This window comes from Ectobacillus funiculus (assembly GCF_004138295.1).
Classification (GTDB): Bacteria; Bacillota; Bacilli; order Bacillales; family Bacillaceae_G; genus Ectobacillus; species Ectobacillus funiculus.
In genome coordinates this window covers 1-19,486 of sequence record NZ_SCFM01000062.1, presented here as the reverse complement: position 1 = coordinate 19,486, position 19,486 = coordinate 1, and the positions used below count along the sequence as shown (strand labels likewise).

At 41.6% G+C, this 19,486-nt stretch carries 19 protein-coding genes; 2 read left to right on the top strand and 17 right to left on the bottom strand.

Annotated elements, in window-relative coordinates; all coding sequences use genetic code 11:
• Positions 1-325 precede the first annotated feature (325 nt).
• Positions 326-532, top strand: a complete 207-nt coding sequence (locus EP737_RS22605; RefSeq protein WP_129731293.1) for a hypothetical protein — start codon at positions 326-328, stop codon at positions 530-532.
• A gap of 176 nt (positions 533-708) precedes the next feature.
• Here the strand turns inward: EP737_RS22605 and EP737_RS22600 are convergent, their stop codons facing one another.
• The 12 genes from EP737_RS22600 to EP737_RS22545 form a co-directional block, all read right to left on the bottom strand.
• A complete protein-coding gene (locus EP737_RS22600) occupies positions 709-1,107 on the bottom strand; it encodes a (deoxy)nucleoside triphosphate pyrophosphohydrolase (RefSeq protein WP_129731291.1) in 399 nt (132 codons plus the stop codon).
• Positions 1,108-1,264: 157 nt separating this feature from the next.
• A complete protein-coding gene (locus tag EP737_RS22595) occupies positions 1,265-2,200 on the bottom strand; it encodes an SDR family NAD(P)-dependent oxidoreductase (protein WP_129731289.1) in 936 nt (311 codons plus the stop codon).
• A 50-nt stretch (positions 2,201-2,250) separates the two neighbouring features.
• Entirely contained in the window at positions 2,251-2,820 is a 570-nt protein-coding gene (locus tag EP737_RS22590; RefSeq protein ID WP_129731287.1) for a TetR/AcrR family transcriptional regulator, read from the bottom strand.
• A 244-nt stretch (positions 2,821-3,064) separates the two neighbouring features.
• Positions 3,065-3,907 (bottom strand): TIGR03943 family putative permease subunit, encoded by an 843-nt coding sequence (locus EP737_RS22585; protein ID WP_129731285.1) that lies wholly within the window; start codon positions 3,905-3,907, stop codon positions 3,065-3,067.
• Positions 3,908-3,911: 4 nt separating this feature from the next.
• On the bottom strand, positions 3,912-4,811 hold the full coding sequence (locus tag EP737_RS22580; protein WP_129731283.1) for a permease: 900 nt from the start codon (positions 4,809-4,811) through the stop codon (positions 3,912-3,914).
• Between the two features lie 764 nt (positions 4,812-5,575).
• Positions 5,576-5,821, bottom strand: a complete 246-nt coding sequence (locus EP737_RS22575) for a hypothetical protein (protein WP_129731280.1) — start codon at positions 5,819-5,821, stop codon at positions 5,576-5,578.
• A 33-nt stretch (positions 5,822-5,854) separates the two neighbouring features.
• Positions 5,855-6,157: a DUF3219 family protein gene (locus EP737_RS22570; RefSeq protein WP_129731278.1), complete on the bottom strand. Its 303-nt coding sequence runs from the start codon at positions 6,155-6,157 to the stop codon at positions 5,855-5,857.
• Positions 6,132-7,163, bottom strand: a complete 1,032-nt coding sequence (locus EP737_RS22565) for an LLM class flavin-dependent oxidoreductase (RefSeq protein ID WP_129731275.1) — start codon at positions 7,161-7,163, stop codon at positions 6,132-6,134. The genes EP737_RS22570 and EP737_RS22565 overlap by 26 nt, the downstream gene beginning before the upstream one ends.
• A gap of 20 nt (positions 7,164-7,183) precedes the next feature.
• Complete coding sequence (locus EP737_RS22560; protein WP_129731272.1) at positions 7,184-7,774, bottom strand: molybdopterin-dependent oxidoreductase; 591 nt, start codon at positions 7,772-7,774, stop codon at positions 7,184-7,186.
• A 228-nt stretch (positions 7,775-8,002) separates the two neighbouring features.
• Positions 8,003-8,803, bottom strand: a complete 801-nt coding sequence (locus EP737_RS22555) for a Cof-type HAD-IIB family hydrolase (RefSeq protein WP_129731268.1) — start codon at positions 8,801-8,803, stop codon at positions 8,003-8,005.
• Between the two features lie 182 nt (positions 8,804-8,985).
• Positions 8,986-10,980 carry a penicillin-binding transpeptidase domain-containing protein gene (locus EP737_RS22550; protein WP_129731265.1) on the bottom strand — a complete coding sequence of 665 codons (1,995 nt, stop codon included), beginning with the start codon at positions 10,978-10,980 and terminating at the stop codon, positions 8,986-8,988.
• A 199-nt stretch (positions 10,981-11,179) separates the two neighbouring features.
• On the bottom strand, positions 11,180-11,722 hold the full coding sequence (locus EP737_RS22545; protein WP_246040350.1) for a histidine phosphatase family protein: 543 nt from the start codon (positions 11,720-11,722) through the stop codon (positions 11,180-11,182).
• Between the two features lie 262 nt (positions 11,723-11,984).
• On the opposite strand from EP737_RS22545, the gene EP737_RS22540 reads away from it, so the two are divergent.
• Positions 11,985-13,010, top strand: coding sequence for an LLM class flavin-dependent oxidoreductase (locus tag EP737_RS22540; RefSeq protein ID WP_129731262.1), 1,026 nt, complete (start codon positions 11,985-11,987; stop codon positions 13,008-13,010).
• Positions 13,011-13,219: 209 nt separating this feature from the next.
• Here the strand turns inward: EP737_RS22540 and EP737_RS22535 are convergent, their stop codons facing one another.
• The 5 genes from EP737_RS22535 to EP737_RS22515 form a co-directional block, all read right to left on the bottom strand.
• Positions 13,220-14,794 (bottom strand): peptide chain release factor 3, encoded by a 1,575-nt coding sequence (locus EP737_RS22535; protein WP_129731258.1) that lies wholly within the window; start codon positions 14,792-14,794, stop codon positions 13,220-13,222.
• A 482-nt stretch (positions 14,795-15,276) separates the two neighbouring features.
• Complete coding sequence (locus EP737_RS22530) at positions 15,277-16,050, bottom strand: alpha/beta hydrolase (protein WP_129731255.1); 774 nt, start codon at positions 16,048-16,050, stop codon at positions 15,277-15,279.
• A gap of 79 nt (positions 16,051-16,129) precedes the next feature.
• Positions 16,130-16,558: a GNAT family N-acetyltransferase gene (locus tag EP737_RS22525; protein WP_129731253.1), complete on the bottom strand. Its 429-nt coding sequence runs from the start codon at positions 16,556-16,558 to the stop codon at positions 16,130-16,132.
• Between the two features lie 95 nt (positions 16,559-16,653).
• Complete coding sequence (locus tag EP737_RS22520) at positions 16,654-17,886, bottom strand: Zn-dependent hydrolase (protein WP_129731250.1); 1,233 nt, start codon at positions 17,884-17,886, stop codon at positions 16,654-16,656.
• Positions 17,887-18,270: 384 nt separating this feature from the next.
• Entirely contained in the window at positions 18,271-19,203 is a 933-nt protein-coding gene (locus EP737_RS22515) for an NAD(P)H-dependent flavin oxidoreductase (protein ID WP_205651003.1), read from the bottom strand.
• Positions 19,204-19,486: the final 283 nt, after the last annotated feature.

The window sequence follows — 19,486 nt, the reverse complement described above, 5'->3', positions numbered from 1 at the left end:
TTTTTGCCGTATAAGCCGCGTTCTAAAAATGGGCATAGTTATTCTGTACACATACCACCGTTAGGCAGCGCCTTTGTCTCGTATAGCTTTGTATTAGCGAGCAAAGTGTACAAAATACATATCGGCAAAGATACCTCCATTCCTAGATTTAACCTTATCATAGGTAGTATATGGATAATTGTCAAGGGATGTGTAGGAAATTTCGAGTGCAAGCTTGATTATCCGCCAAAAAATAAATCAATAATACATGCTTTTTTTAAAATAGTTATGTTCCCTTTATACTTTGCATACTTTTAAACAAACCACTTTAAGGGGATGATAATATATGGATGAAATCGGATGGGCTATCCAAGACATTAAAGAGTATGACCATTTAAAGTTGCAATGGATTAGAGGCAAGGGATACCATATTTACGATACCAATCAATTTCCGGACATGCCTTTACTACAATTTAGGGAAGGTAGATGGGCAGCTATCGTGGCTTTTGATAGAGTCGTTTTGGAGTATTTAAAAAGGAAATATGAAGAATGAGTTTATGAGATTCGTAAAAATAAAAACCGTTCAGTACAGATCTTTTTTATTGTTTCATTCGTATCCTATTGACTTGGGTAGAAAAAAGGCAGAAACCTCTGCCTTTTTTCTTTGTCCACCATCTTTTCTGTAAGGATAATCCGCTATGTAAACACAACGCTTATTTCTCTCTAACCCTACCCCCGATCCCCCGTCAACAGTTGCACCGTCGGAATATCCGCTGGCGCCCACTCCAAATGCAGTAATTCCTTAGCCGGCACCCATCGCAATTCCGCATGCTCTTTTGCAGTCGCTGTGCCTTCTATAATCTTAGCTTTGTATGTAATCAAATTTACAATGACATTTGGATACTCATGGATAATATCGGCATATCTTTCGAAAATCTCGATGGCGCAGCCTAGCTCTTCTTGGATTTCACGGCTTAATGTGTCCTCTGGCTGTTCGCCTTCCTCCACCTTACCGCCGGGAAATTCCCATAGATTAGGGAGATCCATTTCAGGGGAACGCAAGGCACATAGAATATCGTCTGTTTCATTAAAAATGACCGCGCCAACAACCTGTACTGTTTTTTTCATGTATATCTCTTCCTTTCCTTGCATATGTAAAAAGTTTGCAGCTTCTTACTTAAGATAAACACAAAAAGAGAAAAATACACTCTCATGGACCAAGAAAGATCGTGCAGGATCTTACCACTTAAGATAACATCCTGCTCTCCTTTGTCAGACTGAGCGCTTATTGCTGCGCCTTCATATAGGCAATCGTCTGTCTTAGTCCCTCTTCATAAGAGGTGCGCGGCAGCTTTCCAATGATTCTTTCATATTTCTCCCCACTTAGTACAACCGGCTCTTCCGTTAAATACAGCATCTCCACAACCTCGCGCATATTGGCATTGAACAAGCCAAGAAATTGAATCATGCCTTTCGTGATCGTTGATACTCGTTTGTCATACTTCGTAATTCCTCGAAGCATTTGGACAATTTCCTCTCCTGTGATGACGCCCGCCCCAGGAATATTCCAGTTCTGTCCGTATGCTTCCTCGCGCAATGCCAGATTGACAATAGCCTTTGCCCCGTCTGGCGTAAAAATGAATTCTCTTGCAATTTTTTGGTTTCCGACAAAGCTGGCCTTTTTGTTTTGTACTATGCTTTGCAAGGTATAGTTCAAGATGGTGCTTTCAGCATTCGGGCCGTAAAAGTCAGGGAAATGAGCAATAAGTGCCGGCACACTGGATTCCTTTACTATTGTTTCCACCTGTAACCGAAGCTTTCCTTTTTTCGTATGAGGCTGTTTCGGCGCCGCTTCATCTACCTTCTTGCCAGGGCTCCGTCCGTAAGCATAGATATTATCTACAATCACAAGCTTCGCGGACTGTTCCTTCGCTGCATGGACAATATTTGTCATAAAGGCAGCTAGTTTTCCTTCCCAGTCAGCATACGGTATGTTTGCTGCTTGAAAGATAACCTCTACTCCTCTAGCAGCAGCTTGTAAGTCTTCCACCCGAAAAATATCACCAGTTATGATTGTGACATTGGGCTCTGCGCCAAACAATTTCTCCAGTTTCTCTTTTGTACGCGCAAAGGCTATGACAGCAATTCCTCTTTCACACAGCTCCTTGACAATTGAATATCCCATTCCTCCTGAAGCCCCTAATACTAACACTTTTTTCATCTTAACTCCCCCTTTTAATTGACCGCTGTTCAATTAAACTTTAAAAAAAATTATATGAGCGATCTCAGTAAAAAATTCACATGCGAACGAGCTAAATCCTTCACCTCGTCATAACCAACTACATGACGGCTATAGTGAGTAACAAAGCCGTGCAAGGATAGAAACACAGACCAGATGTCTTGAAGTGATGCCTTTTTGTCACATAACATATATGCGCTTTTCGCAAATGCTTCATAGCTTTTATTTGGCCCTTCATTAATAAAGTTTCTAACCTCCTCATCCTTAATAAGGAACATAATCTCATAGTGGTTTTGATGTGTGAGACCAAACTCTATAAAGCCAAGCAGCACCTGCCTCAGCTTTTCATGCTGTTCCAAATCCTGCTCCATAATGTTAGCTAATATATGATCCAGCATGTGAAAATGCTCTTGTACCATGGCATAAAATAATTCTGCTTTGTTTGTAAAATGATAGTAAATGGCACCATGGCTGTAGCCGAGTTCCTTGGCAATTTGTCTCATCGATACATGTCCATATCCGTTTTGGACGAACAGGTCTCTTGCTGCATCCATAATCATTTCACGTGTTAGCTCTTGTTGTACAGATTTTCTTGGGGACATGAGAACCTCCTTATTGACCACTGTTCAATAGTTATTTTATTCCATAAAATCCCACTCGTCAATATCAATCTGCTAAAATTTGCTTAGTATATGTCCGTTAGAATACGAAAACTTCTAACATGTATAAAACAGGATATGTTGAAGGAACTCTGTGCAGATTAAACAGAATCCACGTCATCAAATGTAAGCAAGGCTAACGCCAAAGGTACCCGTGTACCTTTGGCGTTAGCCCTCTATCGATTGATTATGCTCCACGGTACACATATTGATCCTTCGGTGTGGCAACCTGTTTCCAAGATGTCACATTGAGTACCGGAATTGTCGTACGAAATGGTTGATAGTACTGCGTTTCAATCGTCCCCTTTATCGTAATCCACTGGTCATTGCTCCAATCAGCATCCTTTGGCTTGTTTACAAGCATGCCAAACACACCAGAATCAGCTACACAATGGATAATGCCAAAACGGAACAGGAAATATTGGTCCTTCCCTGAACTGTCATCTCGGAAAATAAATCCTTTAAATGACAAGGTTTTGTCGACAAATTCACCCGGACTATTATAAATAGTTTCCATGCCTTTTAAGAAGTCGGTATCTGTCAAAGCAATCTTATCACGACCCACGTACTTCTTTTTCTCCTTTGCCATCAGCTCGCGATACCCCTCGCTCCCGTAATAAATGCTCGTATCAGGTTTTAGGAATTGCCGCTGTATGAAAGGGTCATTATTTCCAGGATCTGAGACCGGAAAATGGAATCCTTTTGTCTTTACAATATCGGAATCAAGGGAAGCAATTGGAAGAAATAAACCGCTAAAAATTGGAAAACATAGTAAAACAAAAGAAAAGCGACGCTTCCAGCCCTTTTCCTCCTCATGATGATGACCGCAGTGATCTTCGCAATGCGCATGATCATGCGACTCCTTCTTAAAGACGGCAATCACCTGCACCACTGTCAGCAAAGCAAGCAGTATAGCAGCACTTTTAGAAAGATAGGCGTATTTCATATTGATGTACTTTGTAATATTTCCAGATATATGAAGTTGTATAAGCAAAAAAGTAAATCCTAATAATATATAGGCACGTGCCATATTCTCACCCCACAAAATGAAGCACTACTGAACTCAGATAGACTGTCACTGCAATCAAGGCAATCAATACAACAACAAACTTTGTCTTAAATGACCCGAGCATCATCAGCGTGTTCTTAATATCCACCATTGGACCAAATACAAGGAACGCAACAAGCGAAGATACCGCAAATGTACTTTGAAACGACGATGCAATAAATGCATCTGCTTCTGAACAAAGCGATAAGATAAAGGCTAACCCCATCATTACCCCGGCGGATGCAAACGGACCTTGTCCAATGGAAAGAAGCACAGATGTTTTCACAAAGGTCTGCACACTGGCCGCAATTAAAGCGCCAATAACTAAATATTTACCCATAGAAAAGAACTCCTGCACCGCATGCTCACAAACATCCCAAAGCTTTTGCTTGAATGTCTTCTGCACAATCGAACTATGGCTGTGCTGGCTTTCATTCTTCAGAATAGAACCCTTAAATAAAAAAGAAACGATAAGCGCAACAATAAACGCAACAATAAATGCTGTACCTGCCCGAAGCCATACCATCTTCCAGCTATTCCCGAACGCTACATAAGTAGCAAACAGCACAACAGGGTTAACAATCGGACCTGTTAGCATAAAAGCAACTCCGGCATGAGCAGGAACCCCTTTTCCAATCAAGCGGCGCACAATGGGGACAATGCCGCATTCACAACCTGGAAATAACAGACCAAGTATCAGTGCCATCAAAATCGATAATACTCGATTCTTTGGCATGAAACGTGCAACCATATCCTCGGTTATAAACATTTGAATAATTCCGGAGACAAATACCCCAATCAAAATAAAAGGAAGTGCCTCAATTAAAATTGAAATAAAAATTGTATTCATTTGTAAAAAAGTTTTTGGTATGTGTAAAAATTCCATAGAAGTCACCTCGCTATTCCGAAACCTGATTGTCATTGTACTCCTATTTTTCTATTTCAACAAGTAGAATACTTAATCAACTAAAAAAAATAGAGTCGATACACCTTCCTCCTGCGAAAAAAGCTAGACAATGACTCCTAGCGCGATTCTTGTCTTCTAAACGAAAAATGCCATAAGCTTCAGATTCTGTCAAACTATCATTTTGTACGAGTGAAATACGAGACTAAAAAGAAAAAACATCTATCGTTTAAACAGACAGATGTTTTTCTTTTGTTTATTTTCCAAAGGTATCCAGAAAATTTACCCGCTCTTACTGTTTCCCTTAGCAATCACTTCTTAATAGTAACATGCTTCGTTTTTCCCCTATAACACGGGAGTTAATGCGCTAGCTGCTCTTATTTCTTACTCGCCTAACGTAAAAAGTTCATTCAATAAGATTTTCTGTTCCTAAGAGATTCAACAATAAAGAATTGGTACAAGTAGTTAATCATTGCTACACCAACACTTAGAAGAAACAGCTGCTTCCGTTTCATTCTTACCATTTTGTAAACGCCTAATTTTTCTGCAATAGTTGTTAACGGATAAGCGAATAAGTAGCCAGAAAAAATATTAGTTAACAAGTATGGCCACCAAGACTGGGGATGTCCTCATTTCTCGTATTCCCTATACTGTCATTTCCTGCCACATCGTATAGTTTAAAACTCGCCGACTGGAGAGCCTGCTTTTGGGCGAAGGCAGAGGCATAGTTGTCCTTTACTTTATTCCTAAAATTTCTCGCTACGTCGAATCGGCCATCCAGCTAGAAATTTATATTTTCTTAAAGTGGAACATATGTAAAAAACAAAGCTGCAGGCTGGTCCTGCAGCTTTGTTTTTTACATGATTCAACTTCTCCACAACGGGCTGATATTGATGCTGCGCTGAAATTTGATAATCGTACACACCCTTATTCTCGAGTCCAAGCAATTCAGATAAAAACCCCAAATTATGAGCAGTCACAAAGCTTTCCATCGCCAAATTTCCTCCAAAGCATGGCTATCAATATCACTGCACCGATTCCACTAGCTCCAGTGTAAACTCACCTACCTGATTTTCCTTATACAAATTTGTAAATGAGGTAGAATAATTACCTATGGTTGCTCGGAATTCCAAGTTACGCTCTGGGACTTTTACATCAAAGGCGTTCTTGTACAAGAGTGTCGTAATTTTATGATAGTCCTCACTCTTCACCTGAAAAACAAACGAAATCTGATGTAACAGGTTACCTGTCTTTTTGTCAGAAACCTCTTCTTCCTTATATTCACTAACTGTAATCGGTGTATCATTTAACATCACTGTTGTAATCATAACAATTCTCCTCCATTAATATTTCATTGGCGATGAGGCGATACGATGCAATCCGATCTTCAAAGCTATGCACCGTCGTGACAATCATGATTTCATCCGCTTTGTATCGTGCTTGTATCTCTAGAAGCTGCTGCTTTACCTCCTGCGAATTGCCGATGACTGTCTTTTTCTGTACACCCTCCATTACGTCCTGGTGCTTGCTGCCTATATATTTCTTTGCCTCCTCGATTGGCGGGATACCGCTTCCTCCCTCTCCGTTTGCGAGCTGCAGCCTCCAGGCAGCCCCACTTAACGCAAGCTCCTCTGCTTGTTCTGTCGTTTCTGCACAAATAGCGGCTACGGCAATAATGGTCTTTGGCCGCTTCAGTCTAGCAGTTGCCGTAAATGTATTTTTGTATGTATTCATCAGCTGCGCGCCATCCTTCTCGCTCATAAAATGACCAAAGACGTACGCGACACCTGTTTCTGCGGCTAGAATAGCGCTTTTTTCATTTGTTCCAAGCAGCCACGGCTCTGGTGGAACCGCTGGCAGCGGCGCCGGAGAAATATTCGCATACATATGCTCAGCCGGAAATTCATGATACAGAAATTGCAGCAGCTCTTTAAATTTTTCAGGCAGCTGCCGAACCTGCTCTAGAAAATTTCCAGATAACGCAATTGTTGCTTCAGCTGGTCCGCCCGGCGCCCGGCCAATCCCGAGGTCAATACGATTTGGAAATAAAATCGAAAGCAAATTAAATACCTCGGCCACCTTATACGGCTTGTAATGCGGCAATAAAATCGCCCCTGAGCCAATGCGAATCTTACTCGTTTGCGCCCCGATATATGCTAGCATCACTTCTGGTGCAGGACATGTAAGGCCTGACATATCATGATGCTCAGCAATCCAGTAGCGGGTGTAGCCCAGCTCTTCTCCTGCTTGCGCAAGCCTCATAGATTCCTGCAAGGCCTGCTGCTCGGTTTTTCCAGCCGAGCGCGGTGATTGATCCAAAATACTAAGCTTCATATTGGTCCCCCCTTTCTCGCCTAACGATAACGTTCTTCCTTGAATGGATTTGCCGTCATCGAATAGCCCATTTCTTCCCAAAATCCAGCTTCATCGCCCTTCATAAATTGAATGCCTGAAGCCCATTTCGTTCCCTTCCATAAATAGAAGGCTTCTGGCGGGATGAACCGAAGCGGATAACCATGCTTTGGAGAGATGTCCTCCCAATCATGCCGTTCGTCCTTCCAGCGATAGACGAATAACGCATCATCTTCAAGCAATGCTTCTAGCGGTAAATTTGCTGAATAGGCAAACCGGTCTCCGTTGTAATAGCCGTATATCTTTACATAATCTACACCTTCATTTAGTTCCACAAGATTAACTAATTCACGAAAGGCGATTCCTTCAAAAATTGAGCCAAATTTCGACCACGTTGTCACACAGTGCATATTAATGCTTGAAACGGTTTTTGGCAGTTTCATCATACTAGCATACGATAATGTCACTTCCTCCTTCACCTCACCGAACAACCGGAAATCCCATGTTTCTTCCTGAAATTCGTAGACATCTCCTACATGCAAAATGGGCCAATTTTCTGTCTCAAATTGACCAGGAGGCAGCTTATTTTTCATTGAATTCATCCTCTCTAAAATTGGTACGATATTCCAATGACTTTTATCATACATGCTCAGCCTATTAGGACGCAAGAAATGTCCCTTGTCATATAAGAATGCATTCTTATATATGGATTCCTGGAAAAAAACAATAATAAGAGCAGGCAAATGCACCTGAACTTTCTCTTGTACATTCTGAAAACACGAAAAAGGGTCCTTGCTTCAAGGACCCTAAACAACCTCACCTTATACTAATTTCAATAAATCTGTAATCGCGTATGATACACCATCTTCATCATTACTTTTTGTTACAATCGTCGCCTTTGCTTTTACCTCTTCCGGCGCATTAGCCATTGCAACTGATTGCGTTGCGATTTCGAATTGGGAAATATCATTTCCGCCATCACCGAATGCATAAATTTCGTCAAATAAGAGATTGTGCATTAATTCATATCTTCTAAGCGCCTTTCCTTTTTGCGCTTCAGTTGACGTAATTTCAACGTTATTCGGGAATGAAGAAGCAGTAGAAATGTCATCATAGCCCGCTAATGCCTCTTTCACTCCTGCAATTTGCTCTGCTTCCTCCGCATGTACAAGCGCAATAAGCTTATAGATTTTTACATCTTCCAGCTTAAGCACCTGATCATAATCGTACGTTTGAAACAGCCCCTCCAGCTCCTCTTTGCTTTTTGAATGTAACGGAGGCAATGTAGACGGAAAGCCCCCATGATTTGTATAGACAAGAACACCTACATTTAACTCTCTTAAAAGAGACAGTGTTCGTTTATATACAGAAAGCGGCAGCGTTGCTTCATATAATAGCTTGCCTGTTTTCGAATATAAAACAGAACCATTTACACAAATAATTGGACAGTTCATCTCCTGAACGCCGGGAACCTTTACTACATCCTGATACGCTCGTCCTGTATTTAAGATCACATCTACCCCGTTTGCTTGCAATTGTCTGATAGCTTCTTGGCTTGCTGGGGTAATTTCGTGATTGGAATTCAATAATGTTCCGTCTAAATCTAGCGATACACATCTCATATTGATCACACACCTTACTAAACTATTTGATTATATTTAATCTATCACGATATGACTTTATATTCCATCATCATATCATAGAAAATCTTTGTTTTTATTTGGAAGGCAAAAATGTTGGATTCTATCCAAAATAAAAAACGCTGGCATCTGCTAACCAGCGTTTTTATTGTGCTAACATATTTCTAACGTGCTGCTAATACATTCCGTACCTTCTCTGCAACATATGAGCTGCCGCCGCGTTCCTTTACATCCTCAACCATCATCGCAATGATAACATCTGGATTTGCAGCATTAAATCCGGTAAACCAGCCATTTTCCTGACCTGTTTCATTCTTACCCTGCTTGAGTTCAGCTGTTCCTGTTTTCCCAGCTATAAGCTTATTTGCAAGCTTTGCACTTTTGCCTGTTCCTTCTGGATCATTTACAACAGCAACCAACGCCTTTTTCAATAGCTCAGCCTGTTCAGCTGATACGACATTTTCCTTCCACACCTTTTGTTGATCCTGCTCCTTTACAAGCACCGGTGCTGGCATAGCACCATTATTAACAATCGGTGCATATGTAAGCGCGACATGAAGCGGCGTCATCAGCACCTCTCCTTGACCATAACCCGTATCAGCAAGCTCAATATCACCTTTTATTTCGCCATTTGCAAGCTGTGATGCCTGAAACGGATATTTTAGCGGCAGCTTTTCGCCAAGACCAACTGCCTTAGCACCTTCAGTAAACGCTTCTTTGCCAATTTGCAATGCTTCCTGTGCAAAGTAAATATTATCGGAGTATACGAAGGCTTTTTCCAAGTTGACTGAACTCTCCTCATGTACACGCTTTACATAATAGTTCCCCCAAGAAGCGTCCTTTGCCCATTTCAAGCCAGAAATTTTCTTTTGTTCAGCAGGATCAAGTGTCCCTGCTTTTAAACCAATCATGGCCGTGATCGGCTTAAATACAGATCCTGGCGTATATGCCTTTGTGAAGCGATTCAGCAGCGGCTTTTTCGGATCATTATTCCACGCATTCCACTGCTCTGACTTCACGCCGCGAACAAAGGCATTCGGGTCATATGAAGGACTGCTCACAAGCGCAAGAACCTCTCCTGTGCTTGGGTGTACAGCTGCCGCCGTACCAGCATCACTGTTTAGCTGTGTGTAGATGCTTTGCTGCAAGCTGCTGTCAAGCGTAACAGAGATGGTTTTCCCATCAACTGCTTCCTTTTTCGCAAGCTCTTCCTTCTCCTTGTTGTTTTCATCTATAATATACAAACGGGCACCATTTTCGCCATGCAGTTCATCCTCATATACCTGCTCTAACCCTGCCTTGCCAATAACATCCCCTGCTCGGTAGCCTTTTTCCGCAAGGGTTTTCAATTGCTCTGCAGTTATTTCCTGCACATAGCCTGTAATATGGGCAGCAGCCTCCTTTAGTGGATAAACCCGCATCGGAACATTTTTTATGCCGACACCCGGCAATCCCGGATCCGTATTAGCACCCTCTGGGAAAAAGCCAATCGGTACAAACAAATTCGGCTTCACCCACTTTGCACTAAGCTTTTGATTGATCTCTTCTACCGTAATACCTAACAGTTTAGCTAGTGCCTCCTTCGTTGCTTCTGCATCGGCACCGAGCTTTTCTGGCACAATTCCAGCTTGTGGAACAGTTCCATTTATCGCAAGACCATTTCCGCTTCGATCCAAAATTTCGCCGCGCTTTGCTTCATATGTATCAATGCCAACCTTATCCCCCGCTTTCATATCGGGAAAGATATGTGTTGTCTCCCACTCAATCTTCCATTTCTCTTCCTCTCCACTTTTTTCCTTTACAAGCTTAATTGGATTTTGAAAGGAAATAGGTCCTGCCATTGTGTCCATCTTTAATTCATAATGCCGCATAGCAGCATCCTTTTCATCCTTCTTGTTTTCTTGCTCCTTTTGCAGCTTTACTTGAAGATTCTCTACTTCAATATCACTATATATTTTTTGGTAACGTTGTACGAATGCGTCCTTTGCGATCGACTTCTTAGAACTCTCAGACAGCATATCGTACATATCAGCAAACTTCTGCTTATTCCATGCCTGTATGTATGCATCCAGTGTTTCCTCCGGCTTTGGAGCATTGCCGCAGGCGGTTACCACCACAGCAAGAAGGATACACATACATAATCCATAGATTCGTTTCATCATTGTCCCCCCTTATATATCTTTTCATTATACAAAAGCAACCCAAATATATACAAATATTACAAAGAATTTGTATAGGCTGCAACGGACTAAAATATTTTGTCCCTCTGTAGAAAAGGATTTTTATAAAGCAAAAACAAGCCTTCAATTGAATTAAGAAGCTGATATATATGTAAGATAACTCGTGAAAGCTGTTTTATCATTTTTCAAATACATATAGCTTCCCATTCTCTGCTCTTCTAAATTTCGGTCCAGCAAATCCTCTTCTTAGCAGCTCCTGTCTCATAAACATCATAATGCCACCATGACCAACAATAAGTACATCCTCATCATGCAAAAGGATTTGATCTAGGGCCGCATTGATTCTATTGAAAACAGCTTGTTTACCCTCCTGCTGCGATCGATGATTCAACAGCCAGGCTCCCCGAATACACAGCAAATGGACAAAAAGAGGAATTCTAATATTCCAGCGAACAAATGGAGAAAGTGTGATTTCTCTTAATTCCGGCAAATAAACAATTGAACCCTGAAACGCTTTTCTAGCTGTTTTTTCTGCTCTGGGCAAATCGCTTGAAAAGCACCTTTTCCATTCTATATTACATAAATCAATTTCATTTTCTACAACATCGGATGCATCGTATTCTCCCACCCATTTCATAAGTTCTGCGGATGTAACCAATGTGTGGGGATATCCTCTTACCACTTTAAAATGGCGAACTAAACCAACTTTCAACCCCTTCACTTCTCCCCTCAAAACATATAGTATCTTTATATTTTACCATCCGATTTACCTGCATTTCGACACGAGGGACATAATTCTTGTACTCGTATTCTTCTAAAACAAGATTCTACCTGCTTGTGTTCTCCCTCTAATACACTCAGTCAAGATCAAAGCATTATATTTTGAGCCGATGCAAACAATTGATACAATAATTTTTGGGAACAGTTATATAGAACGTTCCATCTTAACTCACTACCATTCCAAAAAGAAAGAAGCTGAATATATGTCTGCGAATATAAAACAACTATCTGATATCCAATTTTCTGTGCTGGATCTTTCACCCATTATCGCCGGCGGAACTGCGGCTGATTCTTTACAAAACACGCTTGATCTTGCTCGCCACGCTGAAAAATGGGGATATAACCGCTATTGGCTTGCTGAACATCACAATATGCCCGGCATTGCCAGCTCTGCTACATCTGTTGTCATCGGTCATGTGGCAGCGGGTACTTCAACGATCCGAGTTGGGTCTGGCGGAATTATGCTTCCAAATCATTCACCTTTGGTCATTGCAGAGCAATTTGGCACATTAGTATCTTTATTTCCAGGGCGTATTGATCTTGGTCTCGGTCGCGCCCCTGGCACCGATCAACTAACTGCCCGCGCTCTGCGCAAGGAAAACAGAATGGGCGGCGAAGACTTTCCGGAACAGCTAGCTGAGCTTCGCGCCTATTTTGACCCAGAAGCCTTTTCTGGAGATAACTACGTACGGGCAATTCCAGGAGAAGGTCTGAGTATTCCTATCTGGTTACTAGGCTCAAGCGGATTTAGCGCACAACTAGCCGGGCAGCTCGGTTTGCCGTTTTCCTTCGCAAGTCATTTCTCACCAGAGTATACATTGCCGGCTCTTGACTTATACCGCCGCAACTTCCGGCCTTCCAGCGCATTAGACAAACCATACGCCATGGTCGGTCTAAACGTTGTTGCGGCAGATACAGATGAAGAAGCACAGCTGCTAGCGACCTCGATGCAGCAAATGTTCTTAAATCTGCTGCGAAACAAGCCTGGTCAACTGCCGCCACCGGTAGAAAATTTGGAAAGCTTCCTCACTGAACATGAAAAAGCGGCCCTGCAGCAACGGCTTGCGACTTCAGTCGTCGGAAGCGCTGAGACAGTGAGAAACAAGCTGCAAAGATTCTTAGATCGAACTGAGGCAGATGAAATGATCATCAACTCGCAAATCTTTGATCATAATGCGCGTCTTCACTCCTACGAAATTATTGCTGAGGTTACAGGAAGAAAAGCCTAACCCTTGTATTTTAGGGCAAAAAGACTGAGCTCTTGGGCGAGGACAGAGGCGTAGTTGTAGTTACATTACACTTATCATTTCCGACTACCTCGAACGACTTCTAGCTTGAAATTTATACTTTTCTACAGTAAAAAAAGGCTTGTAGATAAGGGGAAACTCCCCTTTGTCTACAAGCCTTGCCCAATTACTTTCTAAAGCATTTCCTTATATTATCCTTCAAAAATTGTGCTTAGCTTCACATCAGGATATTTGTCAGTAAACGTCCGAAGCACAAAATCATTTTCAAACAATAGAACAGGATTGCCATCCAAATCCTCTACAAGCATGGCACGGGAATCCGTTTTAATCTGTTTCACATCATCCTTTGAAATCCACCTTGCACTGTTATGCTGCATCGATGTGAATTCAAGATCCACACCATACTCTGCCTTCATGCGGTATTCGAATACCTGAAACTGCAGTTCGCCGACCGCTCCTAAAATGTAGTCTCCGAAGAACGGTGTACGGTAAAGCTGTACTGCACCCTCCTGGACAAGCTGTGTCATCCCTTTATCAAAATGCTTATGCTTCATTGCATTTTTTGCCCTTACTTTCCGGAACAGCTCTGGTGGGAACTTCGGCAATGCTTCAAACTGAAACATCGCTCCTCCTCCGATGATTGTATCTCCAATTTGATACGTACCGGAATCATATAATCCGATAATATCACCCGGGTATGCTTCCTCTACCGTTTCCCGATCAGAGGCTAAAAACTGCTGAGATTGTCCTAATTTAATTTTTCTGCCTGTACGAGGAAGGGTAACTGTCATGCCGCGCTCGAATTTTCCAGAGCAGACACGTACGAATGCAATCCGGTCGCGGTGAGCCGGGTTCATATTCGCCTGTATTTTGAAAACAAATCCAGAAAAATGCGGATAATCAATGGGAATCTCACCATTTGAAGACATTCTCGACTGCGGCGGAGATGTTAAATTTAAAAAGGAGTTAAAGAACGACTGCACACCAAAATTGGCGATGGCACTTCCAAAAAATACAGGCGTTAATGTCCCATTTTTCACTTTTTCAATTGAGAAATCATTCCCTGCTTCATCAATTAGCATCAGTTCGTCAATCAAGGACGGGATTACGGCAGGATCGATATATTTTGTTAACTCTTCTGTAACATTTTCACCATCAAAATCAATAAATACCGATTCCTCATTACCACGATATACTTCAATTTTCTTTTCAAATCGGTCGTATGTTCCTTGGAATCGTTTCCCCATGCCAATCGGCCATGTCGCCGGATACGATTCAATGCCAAGCACCTCTTCAATTTCCTGCAGCAGCTCAAGCGGCTCTCTTCCTTCGCGGTCGAGCTTATTAATAAAGGTTAAAATCGGAATTCCTCGCATACGGCACACTTTAAATAACTTGAGCGTCTGTGCTTCGATCCCTTTCGTTCCATCGATTACCATTACGGCGCTGTCTACCGCTGTTAACGTACGATACGTATCTTCACTAAAGTCTTGGTGTCCCGGTGTATCAACGATATTCACGTGATGATCGCGATAGAAAAATTGCATTACACTCGATGTAACAGAAATTCCCCTTTGCTTCTCAATTTCCATCCAATCTGAGGTTGCGTACTTTCCAGATTTTTTTGCTTTTACCGTCCCTGCTGAACGAATTGTTCCTCCAAGCAATAGCAACTTCTCCGTCAGTGTCGTTTTCCCGGCATCCGGATGCGAAATAATCGCAAAGGTTCTGCGTGAATTCAGTTCATGTTTTTGTTCATTTGTCATAGAAAAAGTCCTTTCAAGCATCATATATGCAAAAAATATATAAAGAATAATCTTATCTAACAATACATGATTTTTATCGTTATGGATACCCAATCATATCTGTTTGTTATCATGTGAAGCACGAGAACATGTTCTATTGTACATCATCCTTGCAAAAAGAAGAAGTACTCTCCCTTTCACATTGACGAAGGCAAGGCGTATTTGCATCTACACTTTGTTCCTAAAGTTTCCTGATACGTCGAATTCACTTCTAGCTAGAAACTTATACTTTCTTAAAATAAAGAAAACTCGCCGATTAGCGAGCCGTTAGGCGAAGATAGAGGCTTAGTTGCCCTTATACTTTATTCCTAAAGTTTCTTAAAGTGTGAAAAAAGCCGTGCACAAACGACGCTAGCCTTTCAGGATCCTCAAGCACTTTAATGCCCTAATTTACAACGCTCCTGTTACATATGACTACTGTTCACTGTGTCTTTAGCTACTGTTTATTTCCCCTTTAACGGAAGCCACGCTAATACATCCTGTATAGTTTTATCCCAATAATCCCACTCATGATCACCAGAACCAAAATCTGTCGTTAAGTTATATTCCGTTTTTTCACATAGATCCTTAAAACGAATATTATCCTCATATAAAAAGTCCTCCGTACCACAGCATTGATACAAAATGGGCTTTTGTTCATTTCTATTAGTTTTTTCTATCATTGAAAATAAATCATGTTCTGTTCCAGCTACATCTTCGTTTCCGTAAATCAGATGAAAAAGTCCCTCTTGATCAGCTTGATTGATGAGGCTTACGATATCTAATGCTCCTGATAAACTAGCAGCAGCACTGATTTGCTCAGGACGGTTCAACGCCCATTTAAATGCTCCATACCCCCCCATTGAAAGCCCGGCAACAAAATTATCCTCTCTTGCATCGGATAAAGGAAAAAATGATCTAGAAATGGATGGGAGCTCTTCCGTTAAGAAAGTCCAATACTTATTACCGTATTTCATATCTGTATAAAAGCTATGATGTACTTGCGGCATGACAACGGCTAATCCAAGAGGTGCAACGTATCTTTCAATCGATGTCCTCCTCGTCCAAATCGTATCATCATCACTCAAACCATGCAGCAGATATAATGTCTGATACTTATCACCTGTTAGTGTATTCTGCATTCCGATTTGTGTTGTCGTTTGCTGTGGCAATATAACCGTCATAGATGTACTTAGATTTAAAACATCTGAATAAAACTGACATTGAATTAGTGCCACTGTAACCATCCCTTCAGAACGATCATTAGGTTCGATTATCCGCTGAACCTTTTCTCATTTCTAGTTTTTTGATTTGCACCTAAATCTTCTTTAAAAATACATAGCTCACCTTATCATATTCTAGCCTTTCCTCATAAAATCGATGTGCATCCAATCTCTGCAAACCTGATGACAGCGACACAATATTATAACCATTATCTTTTGACCAGTTTTCCACATAAGACAATAGCTGTTGACCATAGCCTTTGCTGCGATGCTCGTCATCTGTCACTAAATCACACACCCAAATGAATTTACCGTTATATAACGTAATCATCGGCATAAAACCTACCGTTGCCACAATTGTATCCTTCTCAAATAGGGCAAATAGCTTATATCCCCCATTCTCAACCGCTTGCTGAATGAGTTCTACATAGCTTGTTTCGTCTAAGTGTGTGCGTAACTGTTTCATGACAGGAAAAGCCTCTAGCCACTGCTGCTTCGTAAGTAACTCTTTAATCCTTACCATATGTAACTGCCCCTTTTCTTCTATTAACAGGAAAAAGGCAGCCAATTACAACATACACAGCTGCCTTTATGCTTCACCTTTAGATTCTAAGCATCCTAATTAGCTAACAATGCTAAAACTGTATCCAGCAATACGTTAACTCCCTTTTCACAATCCTCCCACGCTGTCAATTCTTCCTCACAATGGCTTTTTCCATTTACGCTTGGAACAAATAGCATCGCAGTCGGCACAAGGCTTGCAATAAATTGGGCATCATGTCCTGCTCCGCTCACCATTCTTTTATGAGAATATCCTAAAGACTCTGCTGATTGCTCAAGCGCATTGCAAGTATCCTTATCAAACCAAACCGTATCCCGATCCCATAGCTTGACAGCCTTCACTTCGCAATCCGCCTTCGCTATGGATTGCGGCAACCCTTGTATCACTTCTTCAACAGAGCTGATCATATCCGGATTTTTATGCCGTGCCTCTAAGGTAAATACAACTTTATTCGGAATAACCGTATGGATATTCGGGAACACGTTCACCCTGCCAATTGTGTACACTAACTCATCATCGATCGCCCCTAATCGTTGACAGATTTCCGAAATCAGATTATTCGTAGCAAATAGGGCATCCTTTCTCATCCCCATCGGTGTTGTCCCTGCATGATTAGACTCACCGGTCACCTCAATTTCATAGCACACCATTCCGACTACACATTCAACAACTCCAATTGTAATATTTTCTGTCTCCAAAATTGGCCCTTGCTCAATATGTAGTTCTAAAAAGGCTGTAGCCTCTTTCAAGCGGTTTTTCGCTTCGCCTGCATACCCAGTGGCTTGCAGGGCTTCCTCAAACGTAATCCCGGCAGTATCCGTTTTTTTCAGCATTACCGATTTTTCAAATTTTCCTGAAAGCACGCCCGATGCCATCATAGAAGGCTCGAATCTAGCACCTTCCTCGTTCGTAAAATTAACAATCGTAATCGGAACACGAGGCTTTATATTGTTCTCAACTAACGTTCTTACAACCTCTAAACCAGCCGCAACCCCTAATACTCCATCAAAGCGGCCGCCCTTTTTCACCGTATCCAAATGCGATCCGAGCAGAATTGGAGGCTGCTGCTCTATCCCCTCTAACGTTGCATAAATACAACCCATATCATCTACTGCAATAGACATGCCTAGTTCCTTACAACAATCGCAAAAGTAATCCCTGACGGCACGATCTTCCTGTGACAACGATAATCTCGTTACCCCGTTATTTTCTGTACGTCCATAATTTGCAAACAGCTCCAATTGATTTCTTAACCTCTCACCGTTAATTAATATCTTTTGCCGTTGCATCACGAACACTCCTTTCCCAATCTATAGATGAGATGAGCTAATACTGCTTTATGTCATAACAAACTATTACACAGGGGATGGAAGAATCCTGCTTATTTGTAAGAATATCTTGCATACATTTGATAAAGAAAACTCGCCGATTGGCAAGCCCTGCCATTGGGCGAAGACAGAAGCGTAGTTGTACTTATACTTTATTCCTGAAATTCCCCACCGCGCTGAATGAACTTCTAGCTGGGAATTTATACGTTCTTACAGTGTAAAGTAAAAAAGCGAGCAGTTTCATATCAAACTACTCGCTCAAACATGATATTTTGACTTTTCTCAACCACTTCGTATTATGTTTGCCTATAGGCTGACATAACAAGCTTTTCATATGTATAATCTCTAACTAAACCCGACTGCCTTCTTGTATTCTTCCATGATATTATTAATAATTTGCTGCACCGGCAAAATATCTTTAATATCCTGTACCCTTGCCCCTGCAAAAACCAATCCATTCTCAACATCTCCGCCAACTGATCTCAATAAGGAATCCAATGTGCAGAATCGATACGAACAATTCTTCAGACAATCATGACACTTAGCAATTTTAACCTTATCTACGCTGCTAATCAGTTCTGTAAATTGATTTTTAATGGCTCTTCCATATAACCCAACTGTTGTTTTCACCATCATTATATCACGTTCTTGTGCATCCACATATTTCTGCTTAAACGCTAAAGGAGCATCGCATTCCTCGCTAGCTACAAAACGGGTGCCTATTTGTACGCCAGAAGCTCCAACCTTAAGCGCTTTTGCGAGATCCTCACCCGTTAAAATACCGCCAGCTGCAATCACAGGAATTTTCACAGCCCTCACTACCTCTGGAAGAATATCAAATAAAGGTCTATCTGTTCCGATATGGCCACCTGCTTCACATCCCTCTACCACAACAGCAGCTGCCCCTAACCTTTCAGAAATCTTGGCTAGCTTTGCAGAAGAAACGATTGAGATGACCGGCACTCCAGCATTTTCCCCCCAGGCATACATATCTCTTGAAATACCCGCTCCAGAAATAATGAAATCTACCCTTTCTTCTATAGCAGCCTTCATTTTCTCAGCAAAATCCTTCATTGCAAACAACACATTTACCCCAACATATCCCCTTCCTTTGGTTAGCACTCTCACCCTGCGAATATGGGTCCTCATTTCCTTAATAGAAATCCCTGTACCTGAAATAATGCCAATCCCCCCCGCATTCGCGACAGCAGCTGAAAGCCCGCTCAAGGATATCCCTACTCCCATCCCTCCCTGTAAGATGGGAACCCTTGGAATCATATGCTCAATTTGTAGTTGTGGAAACTTCAACAGAAATACCTCATTTCATGGATAATGTCAAATGAATCATTCTCCTTACAGCACAAATACAAGCTAAGAATCATTCCTTTCTCTCATTATGCCATACTTGGAGGTATCTTCATGTGAAAAATGTCACAAATAAAAGCCCATTTCTACTTTATTTACTCTCAACGGAAAAAATACAAAAAACCCCTCCTGCATGTACAGAAGGGATTTAAATTTCGCCTAGCGACGTCCTACTCTCACAGGGGGAAACCCCCAA

Excerpts from the sequence above, each read along its gene's own strand:
- EP737_RS22605 (WP_129731293.1), top strand. The coding sequence starts at position 326 with ATGGATGAAATCGGATGGGCTATCCAAGACATTAAAGAGTATGACCAT.
- EP737_RS22600 (WP_129731291.1), bottom strand. The coding sequence starts at position 1,107 with ATGAAAAAAACAGTACAGGTTGTTGGCGCGGTCATTTTTAATGAAACA.
- EP737_RS22595 (WP_129731289.1), bottom strand. The coding sequence starts at position 2,200 with ATGAAAAAAGTGTTAGTATTAGGGGCTTCAGGAGGAATGGGATATTCA.
- EP737_RS22590 (WP_129731287.1), bottom strand. The coding sequence starts at position 2,820 with ATGTCCCCAAGAAAATCTGTACAACAAGAGCTAACACGTGAAATGATT.
- EP737_RS22585 (WP_129731285.1), bottom strand. The coding sequence starts at position 3,907 with ATGGCACGTGCCTATATATTATTAGGATTTACTTTTTTGCTTATACAA.
- EP737_RS22580 (WP_129731283.1), bottom strand. The coding sequence starts at position 4,811 with ATGGAATTTTTACACATACCAAAAACTTTTTTACAAATGAATACAATT.
- EP737_RS22575 (WP_129731280.1), bottom strand. The coding sequence starts at position 5,821 with ATGGAAAGCTTTGTGACTGCTCATAATTTGGGGTTTTTATCTGAATTG.
- EP737_RS22570 (WP_129731278.1), bottom strand. The coding sequence starts at position 6,157 with ATGATTACAACAGTGATGTTAAATGATACACCGATTACAGTTAGTGAA.
- EP737_RS22565 (WP_129731275.1), bottom strand. The coding sequence starts at position 7,163 with ATGAAGCTTAGTATTTTGGATCAATCACCGCGCTCGGCTGGAAAAACC.
- EP737_RS22560 (WP_129731272.1), bottom strand. The coding sequence starts at position 7,774 with ATGAAAAATAAGCTGCCTCCTGGTCAATTTGAGACAGAAAATTGGCCC.
- EP737_RS22555 (WP_129731268.1), bottom strand. The coding sequence starts at position 8,803 with ATGAGATGTGTATCGCTAGATTTAGACGGAACATTATTGAATTCCAAT.
- EP737_RS22550 (WP_129731265.1), bottom strand. The coding sequence starts at position 10,980 with ATGAAACGAATCTATGGATTATGTATGTGTATCCTTCTTGCTGTGGTG.
- EP737_RS22540 (WP_129731262.1), top strand. The coding sequence starts at position 11,985 with ATGTCTGCGAATATAAAACAACTATCTGATATCCAATTTTCTGTGCTG.
- EP737_RS22535 (WP_129731258.1), bottom strand. The coding sequence starts at position 14,794 with ATGACAAATGAACAAAAACATGAACTGAATTCACGCAGAACCTTTGCG.
- EP737_RS22525 (WP_129731253.1), bottom strand. The coding sequence starts at position 16,558 with ATGGTAAGGATTAAAGAGTTACTTACGAAGCAGCAGTGGCTAGAGGCT.
- EP737_RS22520 (WP_129731250.1), bottom strand. The coding sequence starts at position 17,886 with ATGCAACGGCAAAAGATATTAATTAACGGTGAGAGGTTAAGAAATCAA.
- EP737_RS22515 (WP_205651003.1), bottom strand. The coding sequence starts at position 19,203 with ATGATTCCAAGGGTTCCCATCTTACAGGGAGGGATGGGAGTAGGGATA.